Source organism: Novacetimonas pomaceti, from assembly GCF_003207955.1.
In the GTDB taxonomy this organism is placed as follows: Bacteria; Pseudomonadota; Alphaproteobacteria; order Acetobacterales; family Acetobacteraceae; genus Novacetimonas; species Novacetimonas pomaceti.
This window is the reverse complement of record NZ_NOXG01000003.1, coordinates 327,803-351,279: the sequence shown is the minus strand read 5'-3', so window position 1 is coordinate 351,279 and position 23,477 is coordinate 327,803. Positions and strand designations below refer to the sequence as shown.

At 63.4% G+C, this 23,477-nt stretch carries 24 protein-coding genes; 13 read left to right on the top strand and 11 right to left on the bottom strand.

Annotated elements, in window-relative coordinates; all coding sequences use genetic code 11:
• Positions 1 to 123: 123 nt before the first annotated feature.
• Together metK and trmB are read left to right on the top strand one after the other, a co-directional pair.
• A complete protein-coding gene (gene metK, locus CFR71_RS05965) occupies positions 124 to 1,311 on the top strand; it encodes a methionine adenosyltransferase (RefSeq protein ID WP_110528428.1) in 1,188 nt (395 codons plus the stop codon).
• A gap of 105 nt (positions 1,312 to 1,416) precedes the next feature.
• Complete coding sequence (gene trmB, locus CFR71_RS05960) at positions 1,417 to 2,121, top strand: tRNA (guanine(46)-N(7))-methyltransferase TrmB (RefSeq protein WP_110528426.1); 705 nt, start codon at positions 1,417 to 1,419, stop codon at positions 2,119 to 2,121.
• Between the two features lie 182 nt (positions 2,122 to 2,303).
• Here the strand turns inward: trmB and CFR71_RS05955 are convergent, their stop codons facing one another.
• Together CFR71_RS05955 and CFR71_RS05950 are read right to left on the bottom strand one after the other, a co-directional pair.
• Entirely contained in the window at positions 2,304 to 3,245 is a 942-nt protein-coding gene (locus tag CFR71_RS05955; RefSeq protein ID WP_110528423.1) for an SDR family oxidoreductase, read from the bottom strand.
• Positions 3,242 to 3,835, bottom strand: coding sequence for a DedA family protein (locus tag CFR71_RS05950; protein WP_207781331.1), 594 nt, complete (start codon positions 3,833 to 3,835; stop codon positions 3,242 to 3,244). The genes CFR71_RS05955 and CFR71_RS05950 overlap by 4 nt, the downstream gene beginning before the upstream one ends.
• Positions 3,836 to 4,018: 183 nt before the next feature.
• Between CFR71_RS05950 and CFR71_RS05945 the strand changes: the two genes are divergently transcribed.
• A complete protein-coding gene (locus CFR71_RS05945; protein WP_110528417.1) occupies positions 4,019 to 6,004 on the top strand; it encodes a S9 family peptidase in 1,986 nt (661 codons plus the stop codon).
• A 130-nt stretch (positions 6,005 to 6,134) separates the two neighbouring features.
• On the opposite strand, the gene CFR71_RS05940 is transcribed toward CFR71_RS05945, so the two are convergent.
• From CFR71_RS05940 to CFR71_RS05930, 3 genes are read right to left on the bottom strand one after another with little or no spacing between them, the layout of a single operon-like run.
• Positions 6,135 to 7,634, bottom strand: coding sequence for a sugar porter family MFS transporter (locus CFR71_RS05940; protein ID WP_110528414.1), 1,500 nt, complete (start codon positions 7,632 to 7,634; stop codon positions 6,135 to 6,137).
• Positions 7,635 to 7,659: 25 nt separating this feature from the next.
• On the bottom strand, positions 7,660 to 9,123 hold the full coding sequence (locus CFR71_RS05935) for a protein adenylyltransferase SelO (RefSeq protein ID WP_110528615.1): 1,464 nt from the start codon (positions 9,121 to 9,123) through the stop codon (positions 7,660 to 7,662).
• 5 nt (positions 9,124 to 9,128) lie between these two features.
• Positions 9,129 to 10,187, bottom strand: a complete 1,059-nt coding sequence (locus CFR71_RS05930) for an enoyl-CoA hydratase/isomerase family protein (RefSeq protein WP_110528611.1) — start codon at positions 10,185 to 10,187, stop codon at positions 9,129 to 9,131.
• 127 nt (positions 10,188 to 10,314) lie between these two features.
• Between CFR71_RS05930 and CFR71_RS05925 the strand changes: the two genes are divergently transcribed.
• The 5 genes from CFR71_RS05925 (at position 10,315) to CFR71_RS05910 (ending at position 13,983) form a co-directional block, all read left to right on the top strand.
• Positions 10,315 to 10,809, top strand: a complete 495-nt coding sequence (locus CFR71_RS05925; RefSeq protein WP_110528411.1) for a flavin reductase — start codon at positions 10,315 to 10,317, stop codon at positions 10,807 to 10,809.
• Positions 10,810 to 10,986: 177 nt separating this feature from the next.
• A complete protein-coding gene (locus CFR71_RS16420; RefSeq protein ID WP_165832038.1) occupies positions 10,987 to 11,130 on the top strand; it encodes a hypothetical protein in 144 nt (47 codons plus the stop codon).
• Positions 11,131 to 11,215: 85 nt separating this feature from the next.
• Complete coding sequence (locus tag CFR71_RS05920; protein ID WP_110528407.1) at positions 11,216 to 11,731, top strand: transcriptional repressor; 516 nt, start codon at positions 11,216 to 11,218, stop codon at positions 11,729 to 11,731.
• 131 nt (positions 11,732 to 11,862) lie between these two features.
• Complete coding sequence (locus CFR71_RS05915) at positions 11,863 to 12,423, top strand: hypothetical protein (RefSeq protein WP_110528404.1); 561 nt, start codon at positions 11,863 to 11,865, stop codon at positions 12,421 to 12,423.
• A gap of 120 nt (positions 12,424 to 12,543) precedes the next feature.
• On the top strand, positions 12,544 to 13,983 hold the full coding sequence (locus CFR71_RS05910; protein ID WP_110528401.1) for a sugar porter family MFS transporter: 1,440 nt from the start codon (positions 12,544 to 12,546) through the stop codon (positions 13,981 to 13,983).
• 141 nt (positions 13,984 to 14,124) lie between these two features.
• Here CFR71_RS05910 and pqqE read toward each other — a convergent pair whose 3' ends face one another.
• Genes pqqE through pqqA form a run of 5 tightly spaced genes read right to left on the bottom strand, consistent with a single transcriptional unit; the run spans position 14,125 to position 17,302 of the window.
• Positions 14,125 to 15,225 (bottom strand): pyrroloquinoline quinone biosynthesis protein PqqE, encoded by a 1,101-nt coding sequence (pqqE, locus tag CFR71_RS05905; RefSeq protein WP_110528397.1) that lies wholly within the window; start codon positions 15,223 to 15,225, stop codon positions 14,125 to 14,127.
• Positions 15,222 to 15,509 carry a pyrroloquinoline quinone biosynthesis peptide chaperone PqqD gene (pqqD, locus tag CFR71_RS05900; RefSeq protein ID WP_110528394.1) on the bottom strand — a complete coding sequence of 96 codons (288 nt, stop codon included), beginning with the start codon at positions 15,507 to 15,509 and terminating at the stop codon, positions 15,222 to 15,224. Before pqqD ends, pqqE begins: the two co-directional genes overlap by 4 nt.
• Complete coding sequence (gene pqqC / locus CFR71_RS05895) at positions 15,506 to 16,243, bottom strand: pyrroloquinoline-quinone synthase PqqC (protein WP_110528391.1); 738 nt, start codon at positions 16,241 to 16,243, stop codon at positions 15,506 to 15,508. The genes pqqD and pqqC overlap by 4 nt, the downstream gene beginning before the upstream one ends.
• Positions 16,240 to 17,163, bottom strand: a complete 924-nt coding sequence (gene pqqB, locus CFR71_RS05890) for a pyrroloquinoline quinone biosynthesis protein PqqB (protein WP_110528388.1) — start codon at positions 17,161 to 17,163, stop codon at positions 16,240 to 16,242. Before pqqB ends, pqqC begins: the two co-directional genes overlap by 4 nt.
• Before the next feature lie 58 nt (positions 17,164 to 17,221).
• Positions 17,222 to 17,302 carry a pyrroloquinoline quinone precursor peptide PqqA gene (gene pqqA, locus CFR71_RS05885; protein WP_010508617.1) on the bottom strand — a complete coding sequence of 27 codons (81 nt, stop codon included), beginning with the start codon at positions 17,300 to 17,302 and terminating at the stop codon, positions 17,222 to 17,224.
• A gap of 318 nt (positions 17,303 to 17,620) precedes the next feature.
• Between pqqA and CFR71_RS05880 the strand changes: the two genes are divergently transcribed.
• A complete protein-coding gene (locus tag CFR71_RS05880; protein WP_110528385.1) occupies positions 17,621 to 18,898 on the top strand; it encodes an AI-2E family transporter in 1,278 nt (425 codons plus the stop codon).
• A 172-nt stretch (positions 18,899 to 19,070) separates the two neighbouring features.
• On the opposite strand, the gene CFR71_RS05875 is transcribed toward CFR71_RS05880, so the two are convergent.
• A complete protein-coding gene (locus CFR71_RS05875; RefSeq protein ID WP_110528382.1) occupies positions 19,071 to 19,826 on the bottom strand; it encodes a Crp/Fnr family transcriptional regulator in 756 nt (251 codons plus the stop codon).
• Between the two features lie 214 nt (positions 19,827 to 20,040).
• Between CFR71_RS05875 and CFR71_RS05870 the strand changes: the two genes are divergently transcribed.
• From CFR71_RS05870 to CFR71_RS05855, 4 genes are all read left to right on the top strand, one after another.
• Positions 20,041 to 20,517: a hypothetical protein gene (locus tag CFR71_RS05870; protein ID WP_110528379.1), complete on the top strand. Its 477-nt coding sequence runs from the start codon at positions 20,041 to 20,043 to the stop codon at positions 20,515 to 20,517.
• A gap of 104 nt (positions 20,518 to 20,621) precedes the next feature.
• Positions 20,622 to 21,407, top strand: a complete 786-nt coding sequence (locus CFR71_RS05865; RefSeq protein ID WP_110528376.1) for an OmpW/AlkL family protein — start codon at positions 20,622 to 20,624, stop codon at positions 21,405 to 21,407.
• A gap of 4 nt (positions 21,408 to 21,411) precedes the next feature.
• Entirely contained in the window at positions 21,412 to 22,782 is a 1,371-nt protein-coding gene (gene hemN / locus CFR71_RS05860; protein ID WP_110528374.1) for an oxygen-independent coproporphyrinogen III oxidase, read from the top strand.
• A gap of 2 nt (positions 22,783 to 22,784) precedes the next feature.
• A complete protein-coding gene (locus CFR71_RS05855; protein ID WP_408891683.1) occupies positions 22,785 to 23,462 on the top strand; it encodes a 2OG-Fe(II) oxygenase in 678 nt (225 codons plus the stop codon).
• Positions 23,463 to 23,477 lie beyond the last annotated feature (15 nt).

Here is a 23,477-nt window from a genome sequence, read left to right as displayed (position 1 = left end):
GATCGTGTCATTCCGCAAAAAAACTTGACGCTACCGGGAACTTCGGCCAAATCCGTGCACTACTTCGGCGCCCGTCCTTGTGGCGTTACCATCGTCCGTTTTACCAGACATTATGGAATCAACATGCGCAACAAAGGCGACTTTCTGTTTACCTCGGAATCCGTATCGGAAGGACATCCCGACAAGGTTGCCGACCGGATCAGCGATACCGTTCTCGATGCATTCCTGACGGCAGACGGTGAGTCCCGCGTTGCGTGTGAAACGCTGGTCACGACCAACCGCATCGTCCTCGCGGGCGAGGTGCGCGGCCCGGCCTCGGTCACGCCCGAACTGCTGATCGAAGGCGCGCGCGAGGCCGTGCGTGACATCGGCTATGACCAGCCCGGTTTCTCCTGGAAGAACGCGGAGGTCGAATATTACCTCCATGCGCAGTCCGCCGATATCGCGGTCGGCGTTGACAGCGCCGACAACAAGGACGAAGGCGCGGGCGACCAGGGCATCATGTTCGGCTTTGCCACCCGCGAAACCGACAGCCTGATGCCTGCCCCGCTGCATTACGCGCACGGCATCCTTCATCGCATCCGTGACCTGCGCAAGGCGGGTGACCCGCGCGCGGCCGCCCTGCAGCCCGACGCCAAGAGCCAGGTGACCCTGCGCTATGTCGATGGCAAGCCGGTGGGCGCGACCTCCGTCGTGATTTCCACCCAGCATGTCGAAGGCGCAAGCCAGGAAACCATCCGTGAGGAACTGCGCGGCGTGGTAAAGGACGTCCTGCCTGACGGCTGGATGTGCCCCGAAGACGAGTTCTACGTCAATCCGACGGGCGTGTTCGTGATTGGTGGTCCCGATGGGGACTGCGGCCTGACGGGACGCAAGATCATCGTCGACACCTATGGCGGCGCGGCCCCCCACGGCGGTGGCGCGTTCTCGGGCAAGGATCCGACGAAGGTTGACCGTTCGGCCGCCTATGCCTGCCGCTACCTCGCCAAGAACATCGTGGCGGCTGGCCTTGCCGATGCCTGCACGCTGCAGATTTCGTATGCGATCGGCGTGTCGCATCCCCTGTCGGTGTATGTGGACCTTGCCGAGACGGGCAAGGATGTGGACGAGGAAAAGCTGGGCCGCGTCCTGCGCGAGGTGATGGACCTGTCGCCGCGCGGCATCCGCAAGCACCTGCGCCTGAACCGCCCCATCTATACCCAGACCTCGGCCTATGGTCATTTCGGCCGCACGCCCGACGCGGCAAAGGACGACTTCACATGGGAACAGACGGACCTCGTCGACGCCCTGCGCAGCGCCTTCAACCGCTGATTGCCTGAAATATGGCCGGTCCCCACACAACGGGGACCGGCTGTTTCATGACGCCATGGACCCGTACCGTGGCCCATCATATCCGACCAGGGATGATCCGATTTCATGACGGCTAGTGTGGATGTAAAGGCGTCGCCCGATCGCCTGTATGGGCGTCACCGTGGACACCCGCTGCGTCCCCGCCAGCAACGCCTGCTGGACCTGACGCTGCCGCGACTGCGTTTTCCCGCGTCCGCCATGAAAGATCCGGCCAGCGCCTTTGCCCGTCCCCCACGCGAAATCTGGCTGGAGGTGGGTTTTGGCGGCGGCGAACACTCCCTTGCCCAGAACCAAGCCCATCCCGACGTCGGCTATATCGCGTGCGAGGTGTTTGAAAACGGCCTGTGTTCGCTGCTGTCCCGCCTCGTGCCGGACGATCAGGAAGCCGACGCCCCCATCCCCGACATGCTGCGCATCTGGGACGAGGATGCGCGCATCCTGCTGCGTGAACTGCCGGATGCCTCGATCGACCAGGCGTTCCTGATGTTTCCCGACCCATGGCCCAAGGCGCGCCATGCCAAGCGGCGCTTCGTCCATCCCGACACGGTGCGCATGATGGCACGTATCCTCAAACCCGGTGCAATCTGGCGGGTCGCCAGCGACGATCCGACCTATCAGGCATGGGTGGAAGAGGTCATGGGCGCGCAGTCCCTGTTCCGCACCGCGCCCCCCGTTCTGGAACGGCCCGAAGGCTGGCCCCCCACACGGTATGAGGCCAAGGCGCTGAAGGCGGGACGCCAGCCATTTTACTGGACGTTTGTGCGGAACTGATTCTCCGAGATTCGCCCAGAGTTACTATTGGGAAAATAACAGAAATTTTTGGATGTTGCCTTTTTTCAAGAAGGTGCCGTTCTTTGAAGCTTTTTGAAAAAAGCTTCACCAAAAACTTCCATAATTTCACAGCCGTCAGGCTGTGCCGGCCTCATCTGAAAACATGCCGATCCAATAAGAATTCACGACAGCACCGTCCCCGTCAGCCGTTCCGACACCTGCCACAGACGCTGCGCCAGTTGCAGGTCGCACGCGGCGGGGGGCATATGAGCCTCCGTCACGTTGCCACGGCGTTCGCCCCAGCCATCGGGCCCGTAATACCCGCCATCGCGGGCCTGTGGCGCGGTTGCCGCGAACAGGATCGGCAGCGCGCCATGTTCGGCCGACTGTCCAAACAGGGTAAAGGCCACCAGCGTCGCACGCCGCAGCAGGCGTTCGCGCAGTCCCTGCGGGATGGGGGAGCGACTGACGGCGATATCGGTCAGGGCCCATCCCGGATGGGCCGCGATGGAATGGATCGGCCATCCGTGCTGGCGTGCCTGCCGGTCCAGTTCAAGGGCAAGGATCAGATCGGCAAGCTTGCTCTGACGATAGGCGGTAAACGGCGTATAATGATGCCGCGCCTGAAGGTCGTCGAACATGATGCGGCCCGACAGCGCGGCAAGGCTTGCCACCGTCACGACACGCGCGCCATCCCTGCCCGCGCACAGCAAAGGACGCAGGCGGGCGGTCAGGGCGAACGGGCCGAGATAGTTCGTCCCGAACTGCATCTCGAACCTGTCGATCGTTTCCTGCCGACGGGGCGTTCCCATGACGCCGGCATTGTTGACAAGGATATCGACCGATCCCGTGCGGCCGGACAGGTTCTGCACGAAATCGGCGATGGACTGCAGCGAGGCCAGGTCCAGCGTCATGAAATCCGCGACCCCATCGGGACAGTCCGCGCGCAGCCGTTCCAGCGCGGCGGCCCCCTTGGCCGGATTGCGACCCGCAAGGATCACCTGCGCGCCCCGCGACATCAGCCCCCGCGCGGTGGCATAACCCAGACCACCCGTGGCCCCCGTGACAACCGCCACCTTGCCCACCAGGCGTGGCGCCTGCGTGATGTCCCAATGGGCCGTCATGACGACGCACCCCGTTTTTCGGCTTTCTGCATGTCTTTTTCCATGGCGGCTTCCGCTTCTTCGGTCAGGCGCTGTTCATTGTGGCGGAGGAAAAGGATCGAGACCACAAGCCCGACCGCGCCGAGGATCCCGAACGTCACCCCCACGGGGCCGGAGATCTGCATCACCTTGTGCCCCAGATAGTATGCGCCATACGAATACCCGCCGGCCCACAGCATCCCGCCCAGTGCATTGAAGATGAGGAACAGGTGCCAGGGCATGTGATTGGCCCCCGCCAGCAGCGCGATGAACACGCGCAGTATGGCGACAAAGCGCCCGAACAGGACGATGGTTCCCCCATGCCGCTTGAACAGGAAACGTCCCAGCGTCAGGCGTTTGGGCGTCAGGCCCAGCTTCGCCCCATGGCGTTCAAGCAGCGGAAAGCCGAAAATGCGCCCGATCAGGTATCCGAAATTATCCCCCATGATGGCGCCCAGCACGCCGGCGGTGGCGACCCAGCGGATGTTCATATGGTGGGTACTGGCGCAGTAGATCGCCGCGGAGATCAGGAGCGTTTCCGCCGGTAGCGGGACGCCCATGCTTTCCAGCATGACGATAACGCCAATCACGCCATAGCCATAATGCTGAAAAAGCTGTTCAAAATGCTGGAGCAGTGGACTTTACCTGTCTTGTGGCAAGTGTGGTGTATGAGGGACAAGGCATGGGAATATCGGCACCCCCTGTCGATGCCAAGTTCATATCATGACGTTCTGACACTGTGGCAGGAATAAAACATGGCTTCTTGCGTATCCAATCCCGTGGATCGGATCTCCCTCCCATACGGCACATGGCCGTCGCCCATCACGGCCGCCCTTGTCGCCGGCGCCACGATCAGCCTGTCGGACGTGCAGGCGGATGGGACAGACATCTACTGGATCGAGGGACGCCCGGCGGAAGGCGGACGCCGCGTGCTGGTGCGCTGGCGGGACGGCGCCACGCGGGACATGGTGCCCGCGCCGTTCGATGTCGGGACACGGGTGCATGAATATGGCGGCGGGGCCTATACGGTTGCGGCGGGACGGATCGCCTTCAGCAACCGGACGGACGGGTCCGTCTGGCTGATCGACGGGGACGCGGCGCCACGCCCGCTCGGCGGGATGGAGAACCTGCGCTTTGCCGATTTCGCGCTGGGACTTGGCGGGCGTTTCGTTTTCTGCGTGCGCGAGGACCATAATACTGATGGCGAGGCCATTGCCGCCATCGTCGTCTTTGACTGCGGGCCGGATGCCGATCCCACCGACAACGGCGGAACGCCGCTGGTCATGGGTCCGGATTTCCTCAGCAGCCCGCGTCCCTCGCCCGACGGGCGGTTCATGGCGTGGGTGGAATGGGACCATCCCAACATGCCATGGGACGCCACCCGCCTGCGCGTGGCGTCACTGCTGCAGGAAGGCACGGACATGCCCCGTCCCGCCGCGCCATGGACGCTGGCCGGCGATGACGGCACCCCACGGTCCGTCATCGAACCCCGGTGGGAGGCGGACGGCCACCTGCTGGCGTCATCGGATATCAGCGGATGGTGGAACCTCTACCGTTTCGACGTGGCGACGGCCGCGCCGGCAAAGCCCGTGGCCCCGATGAAGGCGGAAATCGGGCTGCCGCAATGGGTGTTCGGCCTGCGCAGCTATTGCCCGCTGCCCGATGGTGCGATCCTTGCCATTGCCATCAGCGATGGCCAGAACCGCGCGGTCGTCCTGCGTGATGGCACGGCGTCGCCGGTGGACCTGCATTTCCCCGCCCAGTGCCCGGTCGCTCTGTCGAACGGCACGCTGGCGTGGCTGGATACGCCCCCCGACGATGCCGCGGCGGTCGTGACCGGCACGCCCGGACAGCCCCCGCGGGTCCTGCGCCGCGCGATCAGCCTGCCCATGGCGGCGGCCGATATCTCCCACGCGCAGGCGCTGCATTTCCCATTGCCGGAGGGGGCAACGGGAACAGGGCATGCCTTTTTCTATCCCCCCGCCAGCGCCCGCTGCCACGCCCCATCCGGCAGCCTGCCGCCGTTGGTGGTCATGGCGCATGGCGGTCCGACGGGACGGGCGAATCCCGCCTTTTCATTCAAGGTGCAGTGGTGGACCTCCCGCGGCTTTGCCGTGGTGGATGTCAATTACGGTGGCTCCACCGGCTTTGGCCGTCCCTATCGCCAGCGCCTGGAACGCGAATGGGGCATCGTGGACATCGATGACTGCATCGCGGCCTGCCGCCACCTGATTTCGCAGGGGTTGGTCGATCCGAAACGTATCGTCATCCGTGGCAGCAGCGCGGGGGGGCTGACGGTGCTGGGGGCATTGGCGCGTTCGGACCTGTTCGCCGCCGGGACCAGCCTGTACGGCGTCACCGACCTGCGCGCGCTGGCGCAGGAGACGCACAAGTTCGAATCCCGCTACCTCGATTCGCTGATTGGTCCCTATCCGCAGGACGAAGATACCTATATCGCGCGTTCCCCCCTGCAGCAGGCGGCGGATATCCATGTACCGGTCCTGTTCCTGCATGGTCTGGACGATAAGGTCGTGCCCCCCGCGCAGGCGGACGAAATGGCCCGTGCGCTGCGTCAGCGCGGCATTGCCTGCGCACAGTACGAATTCGCGGGCGAGGGACATGGGTTCCGCAAGGAGGAAACGGTCCGTCGCGCCCTTGAACTGGAACTGGATTTCTACCGGCAGGTGCTGGGATTGCCGACGCAGGACGACGGCGAACATGTCGTCCTGCGCACGGCATAGGAAAATGGCCTGAAACCATAAAAGTTTTTGGTGAAGCTTTTTTCAAAAAGCTTCGAAGAACGCCGCCTTTTTGAAAAAAGGCGGCACCCAAAAACTTTTGTTACTTAATGGAGGCAAGGGGACCGGAACTTCAGTCCTCTTCCTCTTCGACAATGGCGGCACATTCGCGCGTGGGGCGGAAACGCCCCTCGCGCAGCGCGTCCTCGATATCCTCAAGCGAGGCGCCGCGTGTTTCGGGCACGAAGAAGTAGATGAAGAGCACCGACGCCAGATTGACCCCGGCATAGAACCACATCGTCCCGCCAAGCGTGATGGTGGAGACCAGCGTCAGCGCCGTGCTGGTGACCAGCAGGTCGCTGCCCCACAGCATGGCGGAATGCAGGCTGGTGGCGTTGCCGCGCATCGACAGGGGGAACATTTCCGCGCCCAGCAGCCAGCCGACCACCTGAATGCCACCGGCGTTGAACACCATGAACAGCAGCATGAAGATGATGATCATCCAGCTTCCGATGCTGCCCTTGTCCGGATGCACAAGGAACATGATGCCCAGCCCGATCAGGCTGAGGACCGAGCCAGGCCCCATCACCAGCACCAGGCGACGGCGGCCGATGCGGTCCACGATGTTCGACCCCAGCACCGTCATCACCAGATAGACGATGGAAATCCCGATACTGGCCAGCAGGGCCGCCGAATTGCCAAAGCCCGCATCCGACAGGAACGTCGGCGCGTAATAGATCATCATTTCCAGTCCGCCGGCCTGCGTGAAGAACGCAACGCCCAGCGCCGCGACCAGCGCGGGCCTGACCCATGGCTGCATCAGGCCGCGCCAGCCGATGTCATCGGGATGCGCGTCCTCATTCGCGGTGATCTGGATCCGCTTGATTTCCTTGCGGATCTCGCGCCGCGTGGTGCGTATCCGGCGCAGCTGCTCGATCGCGGAATCGAGGCTTTCATTTTCCGCCGCCCAGCGCGGGCTCTTGGGCAGGAAGAACATGGAAATGAAAACCACCAGCGCGGGAATGGCCGCGATCGCCACCATCGGACGCCATCCCCACGCATCGCGCGCGGCAAAGCCGATGACGTTGGCGGCGAAGATGCCGACCCCGATGGCGATGTTGAACATCGTCACCATGTGCCCGCGCTTTTTCGCGGGGGCGAGTTCGGAAATGTACATCGGCACGACCTGCGTCGAGCCACCCACCGCAAGCCCGAGGAACACGCGTGCGGCAATCAGGGCATACACGTCCGGCGCCATGGCGCAGGCCATCGCGCCGAGGACGAACACCGCCGTGACGATCATGACCGAGTTACGGCGCCCGAAACGTTCGGACATCCAGCCGGTAATGAACGACCCCATGACCGCGCCCGCAAGGATCGCGGAGGCCACCATCTCCTGATAGAAGCTGCTGAGATGGAAATCGCGTGTGATCAGCAGCAGCGCGCCGGAGACGATGCCGGTATCGTAGCCATAGAGGCCACCGCAGATGGCGGCCACGATGGCTGCGAGCCAGAGCGTCTTGTGGGCATTGGGCGAAAGTTCGAGGTTGGACAGGTCGGGAATGGGTTCGGACAGGGGCGACTGGGCATCTGTTGACTGAGGTGTCTGGGTGTGTGGTGAATAATTCTGCATGCCTGTTCCTTTATCCTGTTTCTGTTTAATTCCCGGTCCCGGTCAGGGTTCCATCCGTTGCGCATCGGATATGACCTGCCGCGCCAAGGGCCGATTTCATTTCGGCGACATGAGCCATGGCCGCGTGGAATGCGGACCAGTCATCGTCGCGGGCGACGGGATTCCATATCCCCTCCACCCTTTCGATCCACATCGCGCAGGGGTCGTCACGCCTGAAATACGCAAGCGAGACATCGACGCCCGCGCGCGGCGCATGGGCTTCGATCCGGTTTCGCAATGCCTGGAACGCCGGAGATTCGTAAAAATACTTCCGTGGTCCGGACATGGCCCGTTCACAACTGATGGCGCCACCATACCAGTCAAAAAACAGAAATTCAAACCCGATCCGACTTTCCTCGAGAAAAGACCAGACGGATTCACGCAGTTCGGTGGATTTGTTCCTTGATTCTTCATGCAGGCCAAGGCGTTGGAGGGTACATATATCAAGGAAGCGTTCGTAACGTTTCGGAAATTTTTCAAAAATACTTCTTATTTTCTCCATTTCCGAAAATGGCAGAAGACATTCCGCCATCCGCGCCAGATTCCACATCATGGCGGTGGGCTGCCGGCCAAAGGAATACAGCCCGGAATGATCGAAATAGGCGGCGGTAAAGGACGGATCGTAATGCGGGGCGAAACGCCACGGGCCGTAATCGAAGCTTTCGCCCGCGATGTTGATGTTGTCGGTATTGAGGACGCCATGCACGAACCCTGCCGTCATCCACTGCGCCGTCAGCAGCGCAAGGCGCACGCACAGCGCGTCAAGCAGGTCCGCCGCCGGGTCCTCGCCACCGGACAGCGCGGGGTAGTACGTCGCGATCACATACTCCAGCAACTGCCGCAGGGAAGGCAGGTCCTCCATCGCGGCGAGGCGCTGGAACGTGCCGATGCGGATATGCGAATGTCCCAGCCGGGCCAGCACGCACGACCGCGTGGGCGAGGGTTCATCCCCCCGATGCAGGGCCTCGCCCGTTTCGATGACGCTCAGGCTGCGCGAAGTGGTCACGCCGATCGCATCGAGCGTCTCGCTCGCCAGGATTTCGCGCATGCCCCCCTTGAGCGTCAGGCGACCATCGCCGCCACGCGACCATGGGGTCGTGCCGCTGCCCTTCGTGCCGATATCCAGAAGCCGCCCGTCCAGCGCGTCATAAAGCTGCGCGAACAGGAACCCGCGCCCGTCGCCAAGGTCGGGATTGTAGGACTGGAACTGATGCCCGTGATAACGCAGCGCAAGCGGTTGCGGCAGGTTGTCCGGCAGGGGGTCGAAACGCCCCAGATGGGCAATCCACTCGGCATCCGTCAGGGTGTCCAGCCCGACCCGCCCGGCCGCGTCCTGATTGCGGAAACGCAGGATATGGGCCGGGAAATCCGCTGCCTTCACGGGGTCATAGAACGCATCGCCCAGTGTCATGTGGCGCGTGGCGGGGCGGTAGGCGGCGGAAAAGGGCATGGAATTCAACCTTGGGCAGCAGGCAGGACCGGAAGGTCCAGCGAGACGGGGGCAGGGGCGAAGCAGGCATCGACCTGCCGGGGCGTTATGCCCTGTCTGCCCGCGCAGGACCATCGTGGGGCGTTATCGCGATCGATCAGCCGCGCGCGGATGCCCTCGGCAAAATCGGGGCGACGGATCAGGGCCGAGACCAGACGGAACTCCTGTTCCAGCACCATGTCCAGATCCGGCAGCGCCCGCGCCCGGAAATAGGCGCGCCATGCGACCTCCACCGCGAACGGGTCGGCCTGCGCCAGTGCCGCGCGGTCGGCCTCGGCCCACGGGGCGTCACATGTCCGCAGGCGTTCGAGGACGCCGTTCACGTCCGGGGCGTCATAGATGGCATCGACCTCCGCCATGTCGCCCCATCCCGCCGCCTCTGCCGTCACGGCGGGGGCAAGGTCCAGCACGCGCCCGGCGGGATGCCGCGCCAGATCGGCGGCCACCTGTTCCAGATGGGCCGAAGGGACCAGCCGGTCCGCGAACCCGGCGGCGATCGCCTCCGCCGCGTTCATACGCCCGCCCGTCATCGCAAGCCGCAGCCCCGACAGGCCGGGCGCGCGCGACAGGAGGTAGGACCCACCGGCATCGGGGGTCAGGGCGATCGCGACCTCCGGCATGGCGAGGACGGAATTCCCGGTCACGATCCGGTGCCTGACATGCCCGCCAAGCCCGATGCCCCCGCCCATGCAGATCCCGTCCATGAAGGAGACGATCGGCTTGGGATATCCCGCCAGCATCGAGACAAGGCGGTAATTCCCACGGAAAACCGACAGCACCGCCTCCGCCCCGCTGGTCTGCAACAGGGCGTGCAGCGCGCGCAGGTCGGCGCCCGCGCAAAAGGCGCGCGAGGCCGTGCTGTCGATCATGATGGTCCGGATTTCGCGATCCTCCCGCCATGTCCGGAGGCATCCGGCGATTGCCGCGACCATCCCGGCGTCAAGCGCGTTAAGCGCCCGCGGACGGTCGAGCGTGATGCGGCCCAGATGGCCTTCACGCGAAATGCGCAGTGTCCCGTCTGTCATCGTGGCGGCGTCCCCCTCGAATTGTCGGTTATGTTCAAGCATGACAGAATAAGGTAGGGGAACCACCGCTTCGGCATGCTTTTAATGAACGCGCGATCATGTGACGTCAGGAAGACAGGATAACATAATGGGTATCGACGCCCGGACGTATCGGGATGCAATGGCGCGGCTGGGCGCGGCGGTGAATGTGGTGACGACAGGCACGATGGAGGACCCGGCCGGTTTCACGGCCTCTGCCGTATGTTCGGTCACCGACGACCCGCCGACCCTGCTGGTCTGCCTGAACCGTACGTCGCGCGTGCGTTCCCGCTTTCGCGAGGGGGCGGCGATGTGCATCAACGTGCTGTCCGCCAGCCAGCAGGACATTTCCGGCGTGTTCGCCTCCGCCGCGGAACAGCATGAACGTTTTGCCTCGGGTCACTGGCGCACGCTGACGACCGGCGCGCCGGTGCTGGAGGAGGCCGTGGCGTCCTTCGACTGCCGGATCGAACGCATCGTGGAGGTGGGAACCCACAGCGTGATGTTCGGCGCGGTCGAAAGCCTGCGCAATGGCAGCAGCCATGGGGGGCTGATCTATTTCAACCGCACCTACCACATGCTGCCGCCAGCCAGCGAAGGCTGAAAACAGTTAAGAAGTTTTTGGCAAAGCTTTTTTCAAAAAGCTTCGAAAGAACGCCGCCTTTTTGAAAAAAGGCGACACCCAAAAACTTTTATTGTTTTTCAGGAAATTACTGAATTTACGCGAAATTAATTCCTTTGCGGCGATATCCTTCTTTCCCCACACGGCAGGATGGACGTATTGCGACGGACAGGACAACACGACGACAGGGCGGATGACAGCGTTGACGTGCCGGTCCTGACATGGCGCATGCTGCTGGGGCTGCAGGGCGGCGTCGTGATATTCATCCTGCTTCTGTCCTGGTGGGACAATCATCTGGCATGACAGGCTGAAACCGGCCACAGGGCTTCATCGTCACTGCGTTCAGGCGTATATCCCCATCAGAGGATGACAGGAATGGGCGTGACAGATGGGCATGGATGATCGGCAGGACAGCACGGACCCGGGCGCGGACAGTTCCACCTTTGGCGCCGATGTCGAACGCATGCTGGGCCGGGCGCAGGACATGTGCCGCCGCAACGGCGCACGCCTGACGCCGCAACGCCGCCATGTGCTGGGGCTGATCCTTGCGTCCGACCGGCCCGTGGGGGCGTACGACCTGCTCGACCGGCTGCGCAACGATACCAGGGCGGCCGCGCCGCCCACCGTCTATCGCGCGCTGGATTTCCTGCTTGAACATGGGCTTATCCACAAGATCGAACGCCTGTCTGCCTTCGTGGCCTGCCGGCACATGCTGCACAGCGCGCGCGAATGCGAAAACCACCTGCACAGCGCGCAGTTCCTGATCTGCACGCGCTGCGGACAGGTGACCGAGCTGGAGGACAGCCAGATCGTGCATGCGCTGGTCCATGCCACGCAGGCCCGCCAGTTCAGCATCCGTACCTCCACGATCGAGGCCGAGGGCATCTGCGCCGCCTGCGCCTGAACGCGGATCCCGTCGCGGGGTGACGGCGATTGCATCCGCGCCGCGTTTGTCGGCATGATGGCCCCGGCCTGCGTCACGACGCGACAGGCCACGATCAAACCACTGGTCCCCCTTCGGGGTGGAGTGTCGCGATGACGCGTTCGCGTCGCAACGAAACCGGCGAACTGCCCCTGCCGCTTCCCCCTGACACGCAGGACAGGCAACGGACACCGTCCCCCCGCAAGCCGCCCGCGCGCAGGCCGCATCCCGCCAACGCGACGATCGCGGGACAGGATGACCTGTTCGCCCGTCCCCTGCCGCCGGTGCCTGCCCCGCCGCGCGTCGTCACCCATCTGCAGGGGGCGGAGGTGAATCTGGGCCCTGTTCCCCTGCGGCAGTTCGCCCCTTCGGACGGCGCGGATGGGTATTTCTATCATGTAACGACGCAACAGCAGGCCGAGGACATGCTGGCGCACGGCATTTCCATCAGTCCGCGCGCGCCTTTGCGATTGACGGAACGCCATGGCGTCATGCCATGGTATGCCGCCATGGCGGAGGATATGGAGGCGGTATCGGACGAAGGCGGTGTGGCAATCCTGCGACTGCGGCGTTTTATGGTGCATGATCTGGTTGAAAATGATCCTGATCATACACGTGCATGGGGCGTTCCGTGCTATTTCCTGACGGGTGTGGCGCGTCAGACGCCTATTTGAGCAGGTATTCCAACACGTCCGGCGCCAACCGCGCCGGGCATATTTCAGGGCTGGACCAGCGTGGCGCCGGGTCATCACGTTGGTAACGAAAAAGAAATAAAATATAAGGATCAGCACATAATGAACCAGTCGGTCACCCCACCCGCGGGATCGTCGCGGATGCGTTCCCTGATCATCGGATGCCTTGCCGCGCTGGCGGGCCTGATGGCGGGGCTGGATATCGGGGTCATTTCCGGCGCGCTGGATTTCGTCGCCAGACAGTTCCATGCCTCCACCCTGCAGCAGGAATGGATCGTCAGTTCCATGATGGCGGGCGCTGCAGTGGGGTCGCTGTGCGGGGGATGGATGTCCCACCATATCGGACGCAAGCGCACGCTGCTGATCGGCGCTGTGGTGTTCGTGGCCGGGTCGCTGGAATGCGCGCTGGCGTGGTCGGTGCCGTCGATGATCGTGGGACGCGCGGTTATGGGACTGGCGATTGGGGTCGCGGCCTTCACCGCGCCGCTGTACCTGTCGGAAATCGCCAGCGAGACGGCGCGCGGGGCCATGATCTCCACCTATCAGCTGATGATCACGGCGGGGATCTTCCTTGCGTTCATGAGCAACACCTTCTTCAGCTATTCCGGCAACTGGCGTGGCATGTTCGCCGTCGCCGCGATCCCGGGCCTGTTGTTCCTGATCGGCACGCTGTTCCTGCCGTTCAGCCCGCGCTGGCTGATGATGAAGGGTCGCCGCAGCGAGGCGCTGGAGGTGCTTGTCGCGCTGCGTGACCGCGATGACGACGCCCGGCGCGAAATCCAGAACATCAGCGACCAGCTCCAGCAGAAGCAGAAAGGCTGGGGGCTGCTGGCGAACCGTAATTTCCGCCGCTCCATCCTGCTGGGCATGGGGCTGCAGATCATGCAGCAGCTGGCGGGCGTGAACGTGGTCATGTACTACGCGCCCAAGATCTTCGCGCTGGCGGGATATGTCGGCCCGGCACAGTTGTGGTGCACGGCGATGGTCGGGCTGGTGAACATGCTGGCGACCTTCGTGGCCATCGGCCTGGTGGACAAATGGGGCCGCAAGCCGATCCTGTATGCCGGATTCCTTATCATGGCCGTCGGGATGGGAAGCCTCGGGCTGCTGCTCAACTCCCTCCCGCTGGGTCAGGGGGAACAGATCATCGCCGTCTTCATGCTGATGATCTATATCTCCGGCTTCTCCATGTCGGCGGGTCCGCTGATCTGGGTTCTGTGTTCGGAGGTGCAGCCGCTTCAGGGACGTGATCTGGGGATTTCCATCTCCACCCTGACGAACTGGCTGGCGAACATGTTTATCGGCGCGACGTTCCTGTCCCTCCTGCAATGGATCGGCAACGGCCCCACCTTCTGGATGTTCGCGGCCTTCAACCTGGCGTTCGTGTTCGTGACATGGCGCTTCGTCCCTGAAACGCGCGACATGACCCTTGAAAATATCGAAAAGCGGCTGATGGCGGGCCTGCCCCTGCGCGAAATCGGACAGCCTTCGCGCAAGGAAGCACAGCGGGAAGCCGCCGTTCCCCTTTCCCAGGAATCCTGAGAATGCCGGTCCCTGCCCGAACGCGGCAGGGACCACGCGGCAATCGTAAAGAAGTTTTTGGTGAAGCTTTTTTCAAAAAGCTTCGAAGAACGCAGCCTTTTTAAAAAAAGGCTGCACCCAAAAACTTTTATTACTTAAAGGTTAGCCCACGTCGCCATTGGCATAGCGGCGATAGACAAAAGGCGGGGCCACGTCAGGACGCTCCGCGATCGCGGCTGTAATCCTGTCATGGTCGGGGGCACGTTCGCACACCGGATCCGTCGCCGCCGCATCCCCCGCCAGCGCCAGCGCCTGACAGCGGCAGCCGCCCCAGTCCTTTTCACGCTGGTCGCAGGTACGACACGGCGCGGGCATCCAGTCCGTTCCACGGAACATGGTAAATAGCGGGGCTGTATCCCAGATCGCACCCAGTCCCGCCTCGCGAATGTCGGGAATGCTTACCCCCGGGATGCTTTCGGCCGCATGACACGGCAGGACGCGGCCCGATGGGGAAATATTGACGAACCGGCGTCCCCATCCCCCCATGCATGGCTTGGGACGGTCGGCATAATAATCAGGCGTGACGTAATCGATGGTCAGGCGACCGGCATAACGCGTGCGCGCGGCCTCCACCGCGCGGGTGGCCTCGTCCACCTGCGCGCGGGTGGGCATCAGGGCGTCGCGGTTACGCAGGCCCCAGCCATAATACTGCGTATGGGCGATTTCGACCCGCCGCGCGCCCATTTCCGCCGCGCTGTCGATCATCTGTGCCACGCGGGCGACGTTTTCACGATAAATGACGAAATTCAGCGTCAGCGGCATGCCATCGGCCACGACCATGGCGGCAGCAGCCATCTTCCTTGCCTGCGCGCCCTTCATCCCACCGACACGTTCGGCATTCTGCGGGTCGATGTCCTGAAACGACAGCTGCATATGATCCAGCCCCGCCTCCACCAGCGCGCCAAAGGTCGCGGGCGTCATCAGGACGCCTGATGTGATCAGGTTGGTATAAAGCCCCCGTCCCACCGCATGGCGCACCAGTTCGGGCAGGTCGGGACGCGCCATCGGCTCGCCCCCGGAAAAATGCACCTGCAGCACGCCAAGCTCCGCCGCCTGGTCCAGGATGTCGATCCATTGCGCGGTGGTCAGTTCATTGGCGCGCGGCTCCAGCGCCAGCGGGTTGGAGCAGTAGGGACATTGCAGCGGGCAACGATGCGTCAGTTCCGCCAGCAGGCTCATCGGTGGCGCGGGCTTCTCCGTCATGGCAGCAGCACCTGCCGCGCCACCAGATCGGCCGCCATTTCCATGACGTCGCGCGCGATCAGGTCACGCGGGGCGGCGAAACGCGCGGCAAGATCCGTCACGATGTCGTCCAGCGTGCGCGTCCCATCGACAAGGCGCAGGATCTCCACCGCCACGGGATCGGGCAGGAACGCGCGTTCCGGCGCCTGGATCACCCACTGGTCCCGTACCCGGTCATGCTGCAGCCGCACGCCACGGGCGAACCGCACCACGCTGTCGGGCGCAAGGGGCGCGACCTCCGTCATGGGCAGGTCGGCCGGAACGCGCCGGGCGGAATCCGGCCCGGCGTGACATAGGCGTAATCCAGCGCGTCGAGCATGGACCACAGCACCGCGCATTTGAACTTCAGCGCCGCCAGCACCGCTTCCTGCTGTTCGGCAGTGCGGGCATGTTCGCGGACATAGGCCAGCGCGAAATCGGAATCGCGCGGGGCCTGCGTCAGGCGCGGATGGAAATAGGCCAGCGTGTCGCTGTTGACGAAATCATAATGGCGCAGCATCCCCGCGACGCGTTCGCTGATGATCGTGGGGGAAAACAGTTCCGTAAGCGAGGACGCGATCGCCTCCAGTATCGAACGGTCCCGCACGAAGGCGACATAGGCATCGACCGCGAATTTCGTGGCGGGCAGCAGTCCGTCAAGCGACTCGACATACGCGCGGTCAAGGCCCAGCCCGTCCGTCAGCCGCAGCCAGCGCGCCACGCCGCCCGTGCCCGGTGCGTCGCCATCGTGATCGACCAGCCGCCGCCGCCATTCCCGACGCAGTTCCGCCGTCGGCAGCCGCGCCAGCAGCGTCGCGTCCTTGGCCGGGATCTGGCACTGGTAATAGTAACGGTTCAGCGCCCATGCCTGCACCTGTCCCTGCGTCAGGCGGCCATCATGCAACGCGCGATGGAAAGGGTGGAGGTTATGGTAACGCTCCGCCCCGATGGCACGCAGCGCGGCTTCCAGCCCGTCGGGGGAGAGTATCTGTCCGGTCATAATGTAATCCTCATCCCGTCATGGGCCACGTCCCAGCCCTCCGCCTCGGCGCGTTTGCGCTCGGGCGAATCGGACAGCAGCACGGGGTTGGAATTGTTGATGTGAATCAGGATTTTGCGCGCGATATCCAGATCGCGGAACGCGGCGAATGTCCCCGCCTCGCCCATCAGCGACATGTGCCCCATGCGCTGGCCCGTCTTTTCCCCCACGCCGGCGCGCAGCATTTCGTCATCGACCCACAACGTCCCGTCGAAGAAGACCAGATCCGCCCCCGACAGGCGCTGTCGCAGGGCGTCCGTCATCCGCGCGCAGCCGGGAATGAAACATACGCGGCGCGCGCCATCGGTGATCTCCAGCCCGATCGTCTCCCCATTTTCGACAATGGCGGCGGGATCGGGGCCGCGTTCGGCATACAGTGGAACCTTGCCCGGCACGACAAAGGCCCGGATCGTCAGGTCGGCGGGCGTGCCATCGACCAGCGTCAGGGGAAAATCCTGCTCCAGCGGCAGCGCGGTGCGGGTCACCACCTGGCGGTTCAGCGCCTCGAACACCGGGTTGGCATCCAGCGTCGCCAGCACCGCATCGGTCGCAAGCAGCGTAAGCGGCTGGCGTTCGCGCAGTGTCAGCAGACCGGTGATGGTATCGACCTCTCCCCCTGTCAGGATCACGCCCGCGATCGGGGTGGAACGCAGTCCCTCGTTCGGGTGAAGGGCAGGGGTCTGGTTGATCTGGGTACGCAGGTCGGGCGATGCGTTGACGATGAACCAGTGCTGTCCGTCGCCACTGATGGCGATCGAGGCCTGTGTGCGGGGCAGTGCGGCGGGATCGCCGGACCGGGCCCGTCGGCAGCCTTCCGCGTTGGAATTCCACTGTGGGAATCCGCCACCTGCGGCCGCGCCAAGAACGATGATGTCGATCATGGCTGGTGTTTATATGAAAATCGCCACCTGTGACGAGACAGGTGGCGATGAAAACATCTTACTTCTTTTCGCCGCAGACGTAGCTGTTGATTTCCGCGCCCAGGGGAACTTCAACGATCTTGGGGGTGTTCCATGCCATGTCTTTATCTCCATTTCCTGCGATGAAGGCGACAAACCTTCATATCCATTATTCATTTGAATGCTGAATCCCCTTGGGTGCAACACCTTCGCGCCGGCATCCGGCCGGATGGGGAAAGGAATACATTCACAATCCCGTGTTCTTCCGCCGGCCTTCCATCCCGGCCATTGCAAGAATTGCGTAGCGGCAATGACAGCCCGTGTTGTGGGTTGCGAAGGCGACCGGGACGGACTAGGCGTATTTTCCTGTTTCTTGCTCGGTAAAACCGGTTGGTCGGTCCTCTGATCCCCTGGGTCTTGCCAAAGGTGAAGCCGGATCATGCCGCCCGAAGAGAACACGCCCACGTCCCCCCCGCCGCCTGCCGCCGCGCCATCGTACGAAAGCATGCAGCAGCACCGCGCGCGTGAGGTCATGCGTCATACGCGCATGGACCTCAAGACGGCCTGCCTTCTGGTGCTTTGCATCCTTGCCGTCTTCTATACGCTGTATTTCGCGGCCTCCATCATCCTGCCGATGATCCTGGCGCTGGTGGTGAACCTGCTGCTGTCCACGCCAATGCGCTTTTTGCACCTGAAGCTAAAGCTGCCCAAACCCTTGGCGGCCCTGCTGCTGATCCTTGGGGTCTTTGGCATCGTGGGCGCCATCGGGACCGCCATTTCGGTGCCCGCCGCCGGATGGATCGAACGCGCGCCCGAGGCGATGAGCGCGCTGGGCGACCGCCTCGCGTTCCTGCGCGGGCCGATCCATCTGGTCGGCATGGCGTCGGAGCGGATCGAGAACTTCATGACCATCGCGGGTAGTCACCTCGACCACACGGCCAAGGCCGGAGGGGACGAGTCCGAGCGCGTCGTGATGTCAGCGGCGCCAGCGGGTGGGGAGTTCAACAATTTCGGATCCTCCCTGCTGCTGGGAACGCGGGCGTTCGTGGGGCAGTTCTTCACGATGATCCTGATGCTGTTCTTCCTGCTGGCGCAGGGGGACAGCCTGTTGCGCCGGTTTGTGGAAATCATGCCCACCTTCGCGGACAAGCGGCGGACGGTCCAGATCGCCTATCAGATCGAACGCAACGTCTCGCTCTATCTGGCGACCATCACGATCATCAACTCGCTCGTCGGCCTTGCCAACATGCTGCAATGCTGGCTGCTGGGCATGCCCAACCCGCTGCTGTGGGGGGTGATGGCGTTCCTGCTGAACTACATCCCCATCATTGGTCCCATGATGGGGATCACCGTCTATTTCCTCGTGGGGCTGTTCACCTTTCCCTCCGTCCTTCAGGCGGCGCTGCCGCCCGCGATTTACCTGTGCATCCACCTGACGGAAGGCGAGACGATCACCCCGATGGTGCTGGCGCGGCGCTTTACGCTCAATCCCGTGCTGGTGATGGGATCACTGATGTTCTGGGACTGGCTGTGGGGAATTGGCGGGGCGTTCCTGTCGGTGCCCCTGCTGGCGGTGTTCAAGATCATCTGTGACCATGTCGATATCCTGACGCCCATAGGCCACATCGTCGGCGGGCCGACCCGGGGGACGAATACCACGCCCCTCTTCACGCCCGACATGATTGACGAAGACGACAGCCAGCCACCGGGCGCGTAAGATCCGGCCTGAAAAACAGTCGTTGATAGGAAACAGGAGTTTTTGGGTGTCGCCTTTTTTCAAAAAGGCGACGTTCCTTGAAGCTTTTTGCAAAAAGCTTCACCAAAAACTTTTATGATTTCAGGGTGCTATTTAAAATTGCCGCTTTACGAAACAGCGGGAGGAGCGAGGATCAGTCCTCGCCCTCGGCCAGGCTTTCGAGTCGTTCCTGCGCAAGGATGGTAATGGCATAGCTCTTGCCAACATCGATCATTCCCTGCGCACGCATCCAGCTCAGCGTACGGCTGACGGTTTCGATGGTCAGGCCAAGGTAATCGGCGATATCGCCACGCGTCATGGGCAGGTGAAGCTGCCCCTCGCTATTCAGTTCTCCGTGGTTCGCCTGATCCAGCAGGAAACTTGCCACCCGCTCCCGGGCGGTCTTGCGCCCCAGAAGAAGCATCTGGTTCTGGGCCGCGACCAGTTCGTTCGATGCTTCTTCAAGCAGGCGGCGTTCCATGCGGGGAAAATCGTCCAGCAGGATGCGCATGCGTTCGCGCGAAAAACGGCACAGCCGCACGGTATCGACCGCTTCGGCCCCGAAGGCGTAACGGTCGGACACCGCCAGCCCGAGGAAATGCCCCGGCCCGGCGAACCCCGTGATCTGCCGCCGTCCGTCAGGCAGCGCCTTGAACAGCTTGACCGTGCCGGATGTCACGTTGAAGAAATCGGTCGCCGGCTCCCCTTCCTCGATGAAGCAGCGGCCGGGGGTCACGATGGTTTCCACGGCTGCTTCGGCCAGGCGGGCTATGTCTTCGTTCTCGATGGCGCTGCACACGCTGGAGGGGCGGACATTGCACATCTTGCAGAAATCTGCCTGAAGCCCGGCAGTGCCCATGACAAGACGCCGTGGTCGCTGCTCGAACTGGCACGAAGACGTATCCGGCATGTTTACCCCAATTCCCTGCTGTCACCCGATGTGACGTCATGTGGCGCCCGCGACGGGGCGCCCGCGCGGACACTAAGTTGAGCACCGGCAAATGACTGCTGCCCGAAAGCCCCGCAGTATGGATGACCCCTTGATATAAATCAATGCGGAGCCCCGATCCCGATCCGGTAAATCATGCAGGTCAACCATCTTCGGGCAAAGGATTCCGCCACCAGTGCATGGACGCTCTCCCCTGACGGTCCGGCGGCTTGGCGCTGCGGATATCCTGGTACTCTATCCCCTGATCCAGCATGCCTTTCCCGAAATGGAACGTCGGCGGTGGATGGACGTGGGACGTCGCATGTCCGCGCGGCGCAAGCGGCCGCGACAGGGCATACTGGTCGCCCATTACGGGACGCGCGGCCTGCCGTGCGCCATGGTGACCTACCGCCGCGATTTCGATATCCGCCTGGGGCAGGTGCTGACCAGCGACCATTACATCGTGATGACACCGGGCGATGCACAGCACGTCATGAACGCCTTTCATCCGGTCATGGCGGAGCTGGCACGCGAACTGGGATGCCATGCAATACGCACAATGCAGCCCGTCACAAAAATGACAACCCACCCCCAAAAAGTGTGTCCTGACGAACACATAGTCGAAAGAACCCTGCTTTTAACGGAAATTAACGGTTTCTCTCCCCCTTCCTGATTGATCCATATCAAGGTGCGATGTAAGCGCCCCATGATTGTTGCCAGTCATCAAAATCAGTTGTTTGCGACGTTCAGTCGTCAGAACGAAAAGGTCCGCACCAGATGAAGAAAATGCGTAATACTGCCGTCGTGGCGGCGCTGGGTGCCGCAGTTGTCGCACCCGTCGCGGGCCATGCTCAGACGACTGCGCCGTCCACCTATGTCAACGCCCCGCTGGCCGCCCCCGTCGCACCCTCGCGCCCGCATGGTCACTGTGGCATTTTTGAGACATGCGCCAGCACCAAGATCGGTCTGGGCAAGGGCGATTTCATGATCCGCCTGTCGGCCGTCGGCGTCCTGCCCGAAGACCGCGACAGCAAGGTCTGGCTGGATGGCAAGGCCCTGCCGGGCGCGCGCGTCAAGACGACCAACCAGGTCATGCCCGAACTGACGTTCGAATACTTCGTGACCGACAACATCTCCCTCGACCTGATCGCCACCAGCACCCGTCATGAAGTCGCGGGCGAAGGCGGCGCGCTGGGTGGCAAGACCGATGTCGGCAGCGCCTGGGTGCTGCCGCCGACGGTGACGGTCGCGTGGCATTTCCGTCCGCACAAGCGCCTGAACCCGTATGTGGGCGTGGGCGGCACGTTCATGTGGTTCCACAACATGAACGCCAGTGGCGCGCTGGGCCTGAACAAGCTGAACTCCGGCTTTACCGGTGGTCCGTCGATCAATGCCGGTGTCGATTACCAGCTGGTGGGCAACTGGTTCTTCAACTTCGACGTGAAGCAGATGTTCGTGCGCATGCACGCCTGGGCTGAAAACGACACCGAAACCCTGAAGGTCAAGGCCCACGACTCGCTGGACCCGACGGTCGTCTCCGCCGGTATCGCTTACCGGTTCTGATGACATGAACGTGGCAGATCCCGCCGCGCTGCTGGCGCGGTACGCCCGGAACCTGCCACGTTACACCAGCTATCCCACGGCGGCGCAGTTCACTGACGCCGTGGGGCCGGATGACGCGCGGCAATGGCTGCGCGCCGTGCGACCGGGCGATCCGGTCTCCCTTTACCTCCATGTTCCCTTCTGCGATACGCTGTGCCGCTTCTGCGGGTGCAATACCGCCGTCCTGCGCAGCGCCGACGCCCGGGCCGCCTATGCCGCCCTGCTGATCGAGGAACTGCGCCGGGTTGTCGAACTGATCGGCACCGGCCATCGTGTCTCCCACCTGCAATGGGGGGGCGGAACACCCACCACGCTGCCGGTGGGCACGCTGCGGCAGGTCATGCAGACCATCCGCAGCAGCTTTGCCGTGTTGCCCGACGCGGAAACCAGCATCGAAATCGACCCGCGCCACCTTCCCGCGCATTATCCTGCCGTGCTTCGCGAACTGGGCTTCAACCGCGCCAGCCTGGGCGTGCAGGACATCGATCCCGCCGTGCAGGAAGCCTGCGGCCGCATCCAGAGCCTGGAGCAGACGCGCACCTGTATCGACATGCTGCGTAACGAGGGGATCGGTTCGATCAACATCGACCTGATCTATGGCCTGCCGCGCCAGACGGTGGCTGGCGTGCGCGACACGGCCACCGCAATCGCCGCGCTGGCGCCCGACCGTCTGGCGGTTTTCGGTTATGCCCACGTGCCGTGGAAACAGAAACGCCAGAACCTGATGCCCACAGGGCAGCTACCCGATCCCGCAGCCCGTTTCGCGCAGAGGGCGGCCATCCACGAAGCCCTGTGCGATGCGGGATACATGCCCATCGGGCTGGATCATTACAGCCGCCCCGACGACCGCATGGCCACCGCGGCGCAAAGCGGCACGCTGCATCGCAATTTCCAAGGGTACACCACCGACCCGGCAGAGGTCCTCATCGGGGTGGGAGCCTCCGCGATTTCATCGTTCCCCCAGGGACTGACCCAGAACGCGATCTCCTCCGCCGCCTATGCGCGGCTGATCGGGGCGACACGCGATTGCCTGCCGGTGGTGCGCGGCGTCCGCCGCACGCCCGATGACCGGCTGCGTGCCGCCATCATCGAACGGCTGATGTGCGACATGGCGATCGACCTTGGCGATGTCATTCACCATCACGACCTGCCCCGGGATCATTTCCGCGACGAAATACGCGCCCTTGCCCACCTCGAGGCCGACGGGTTCGTCGCCATATCGGGGCAGCGACTCCATATCCCCGAAAAAGGCCGGCCCTTCCTGCGCCATGTCGCGGCCGTTTTCGACCGCCACCTCGACACGGACAGGCCCCAGCGCCACGCCAGCGGGGTCTGAGCATGCCCCCGCATGGCGCCTCTACCGGTCCCGTGACGCATCAGGATGCCGATACCTCCGTAATCGGCGCCCTGACGGCGGCGCGCCACGCCGTTGCGCCGTTTCCCCACTGGCACATGGAAAACGTCCTGCCACCGTCGGTAACGGCAGCACTGCTGGCATGGGATCCGGGCGCGACGTTCCATGCAGGCGAAAATGACGGCCGGCGGGACGTACGCAATGGCAGGCGCATTTTCGTAACGCCGGCCGTCCGCGACCGTGATGCGGACCTGGACCTGCTTGCCCGCCTGTTCGACGCACCCGCCGCGCGACGGCATTTCGAACGGACGTGCCACATCGATCTGGCCCATACGTTCCTGCGCCTTGAACTGTGCCTCGACACGGACGGATTCTGGCTCAGCCCCCATACCGATATCGGGGCCAAGCGCCTGACGCTGCTGATCTCCCTGTCCATCGACCCCGACGCGCATGGATGGGGTACCGACCTTCTGACCCCGCAGGGCCAGCCGGTAGCCCGGGCATCGGGCGCGTTCAATTCCGGGCTGCTGTTCATTCCGTCGGACCGGTCATGGCACGGCTTCGTCCGCCGCCCCATCACCGGCCTGCGCCGGACGCTGATCGTCAATTATGTCGGTCCCGAATGGCAGTCGCGGGGCGAACTGGCCTTTCCCCCGCAATAGCCGCCGGAACGGGAA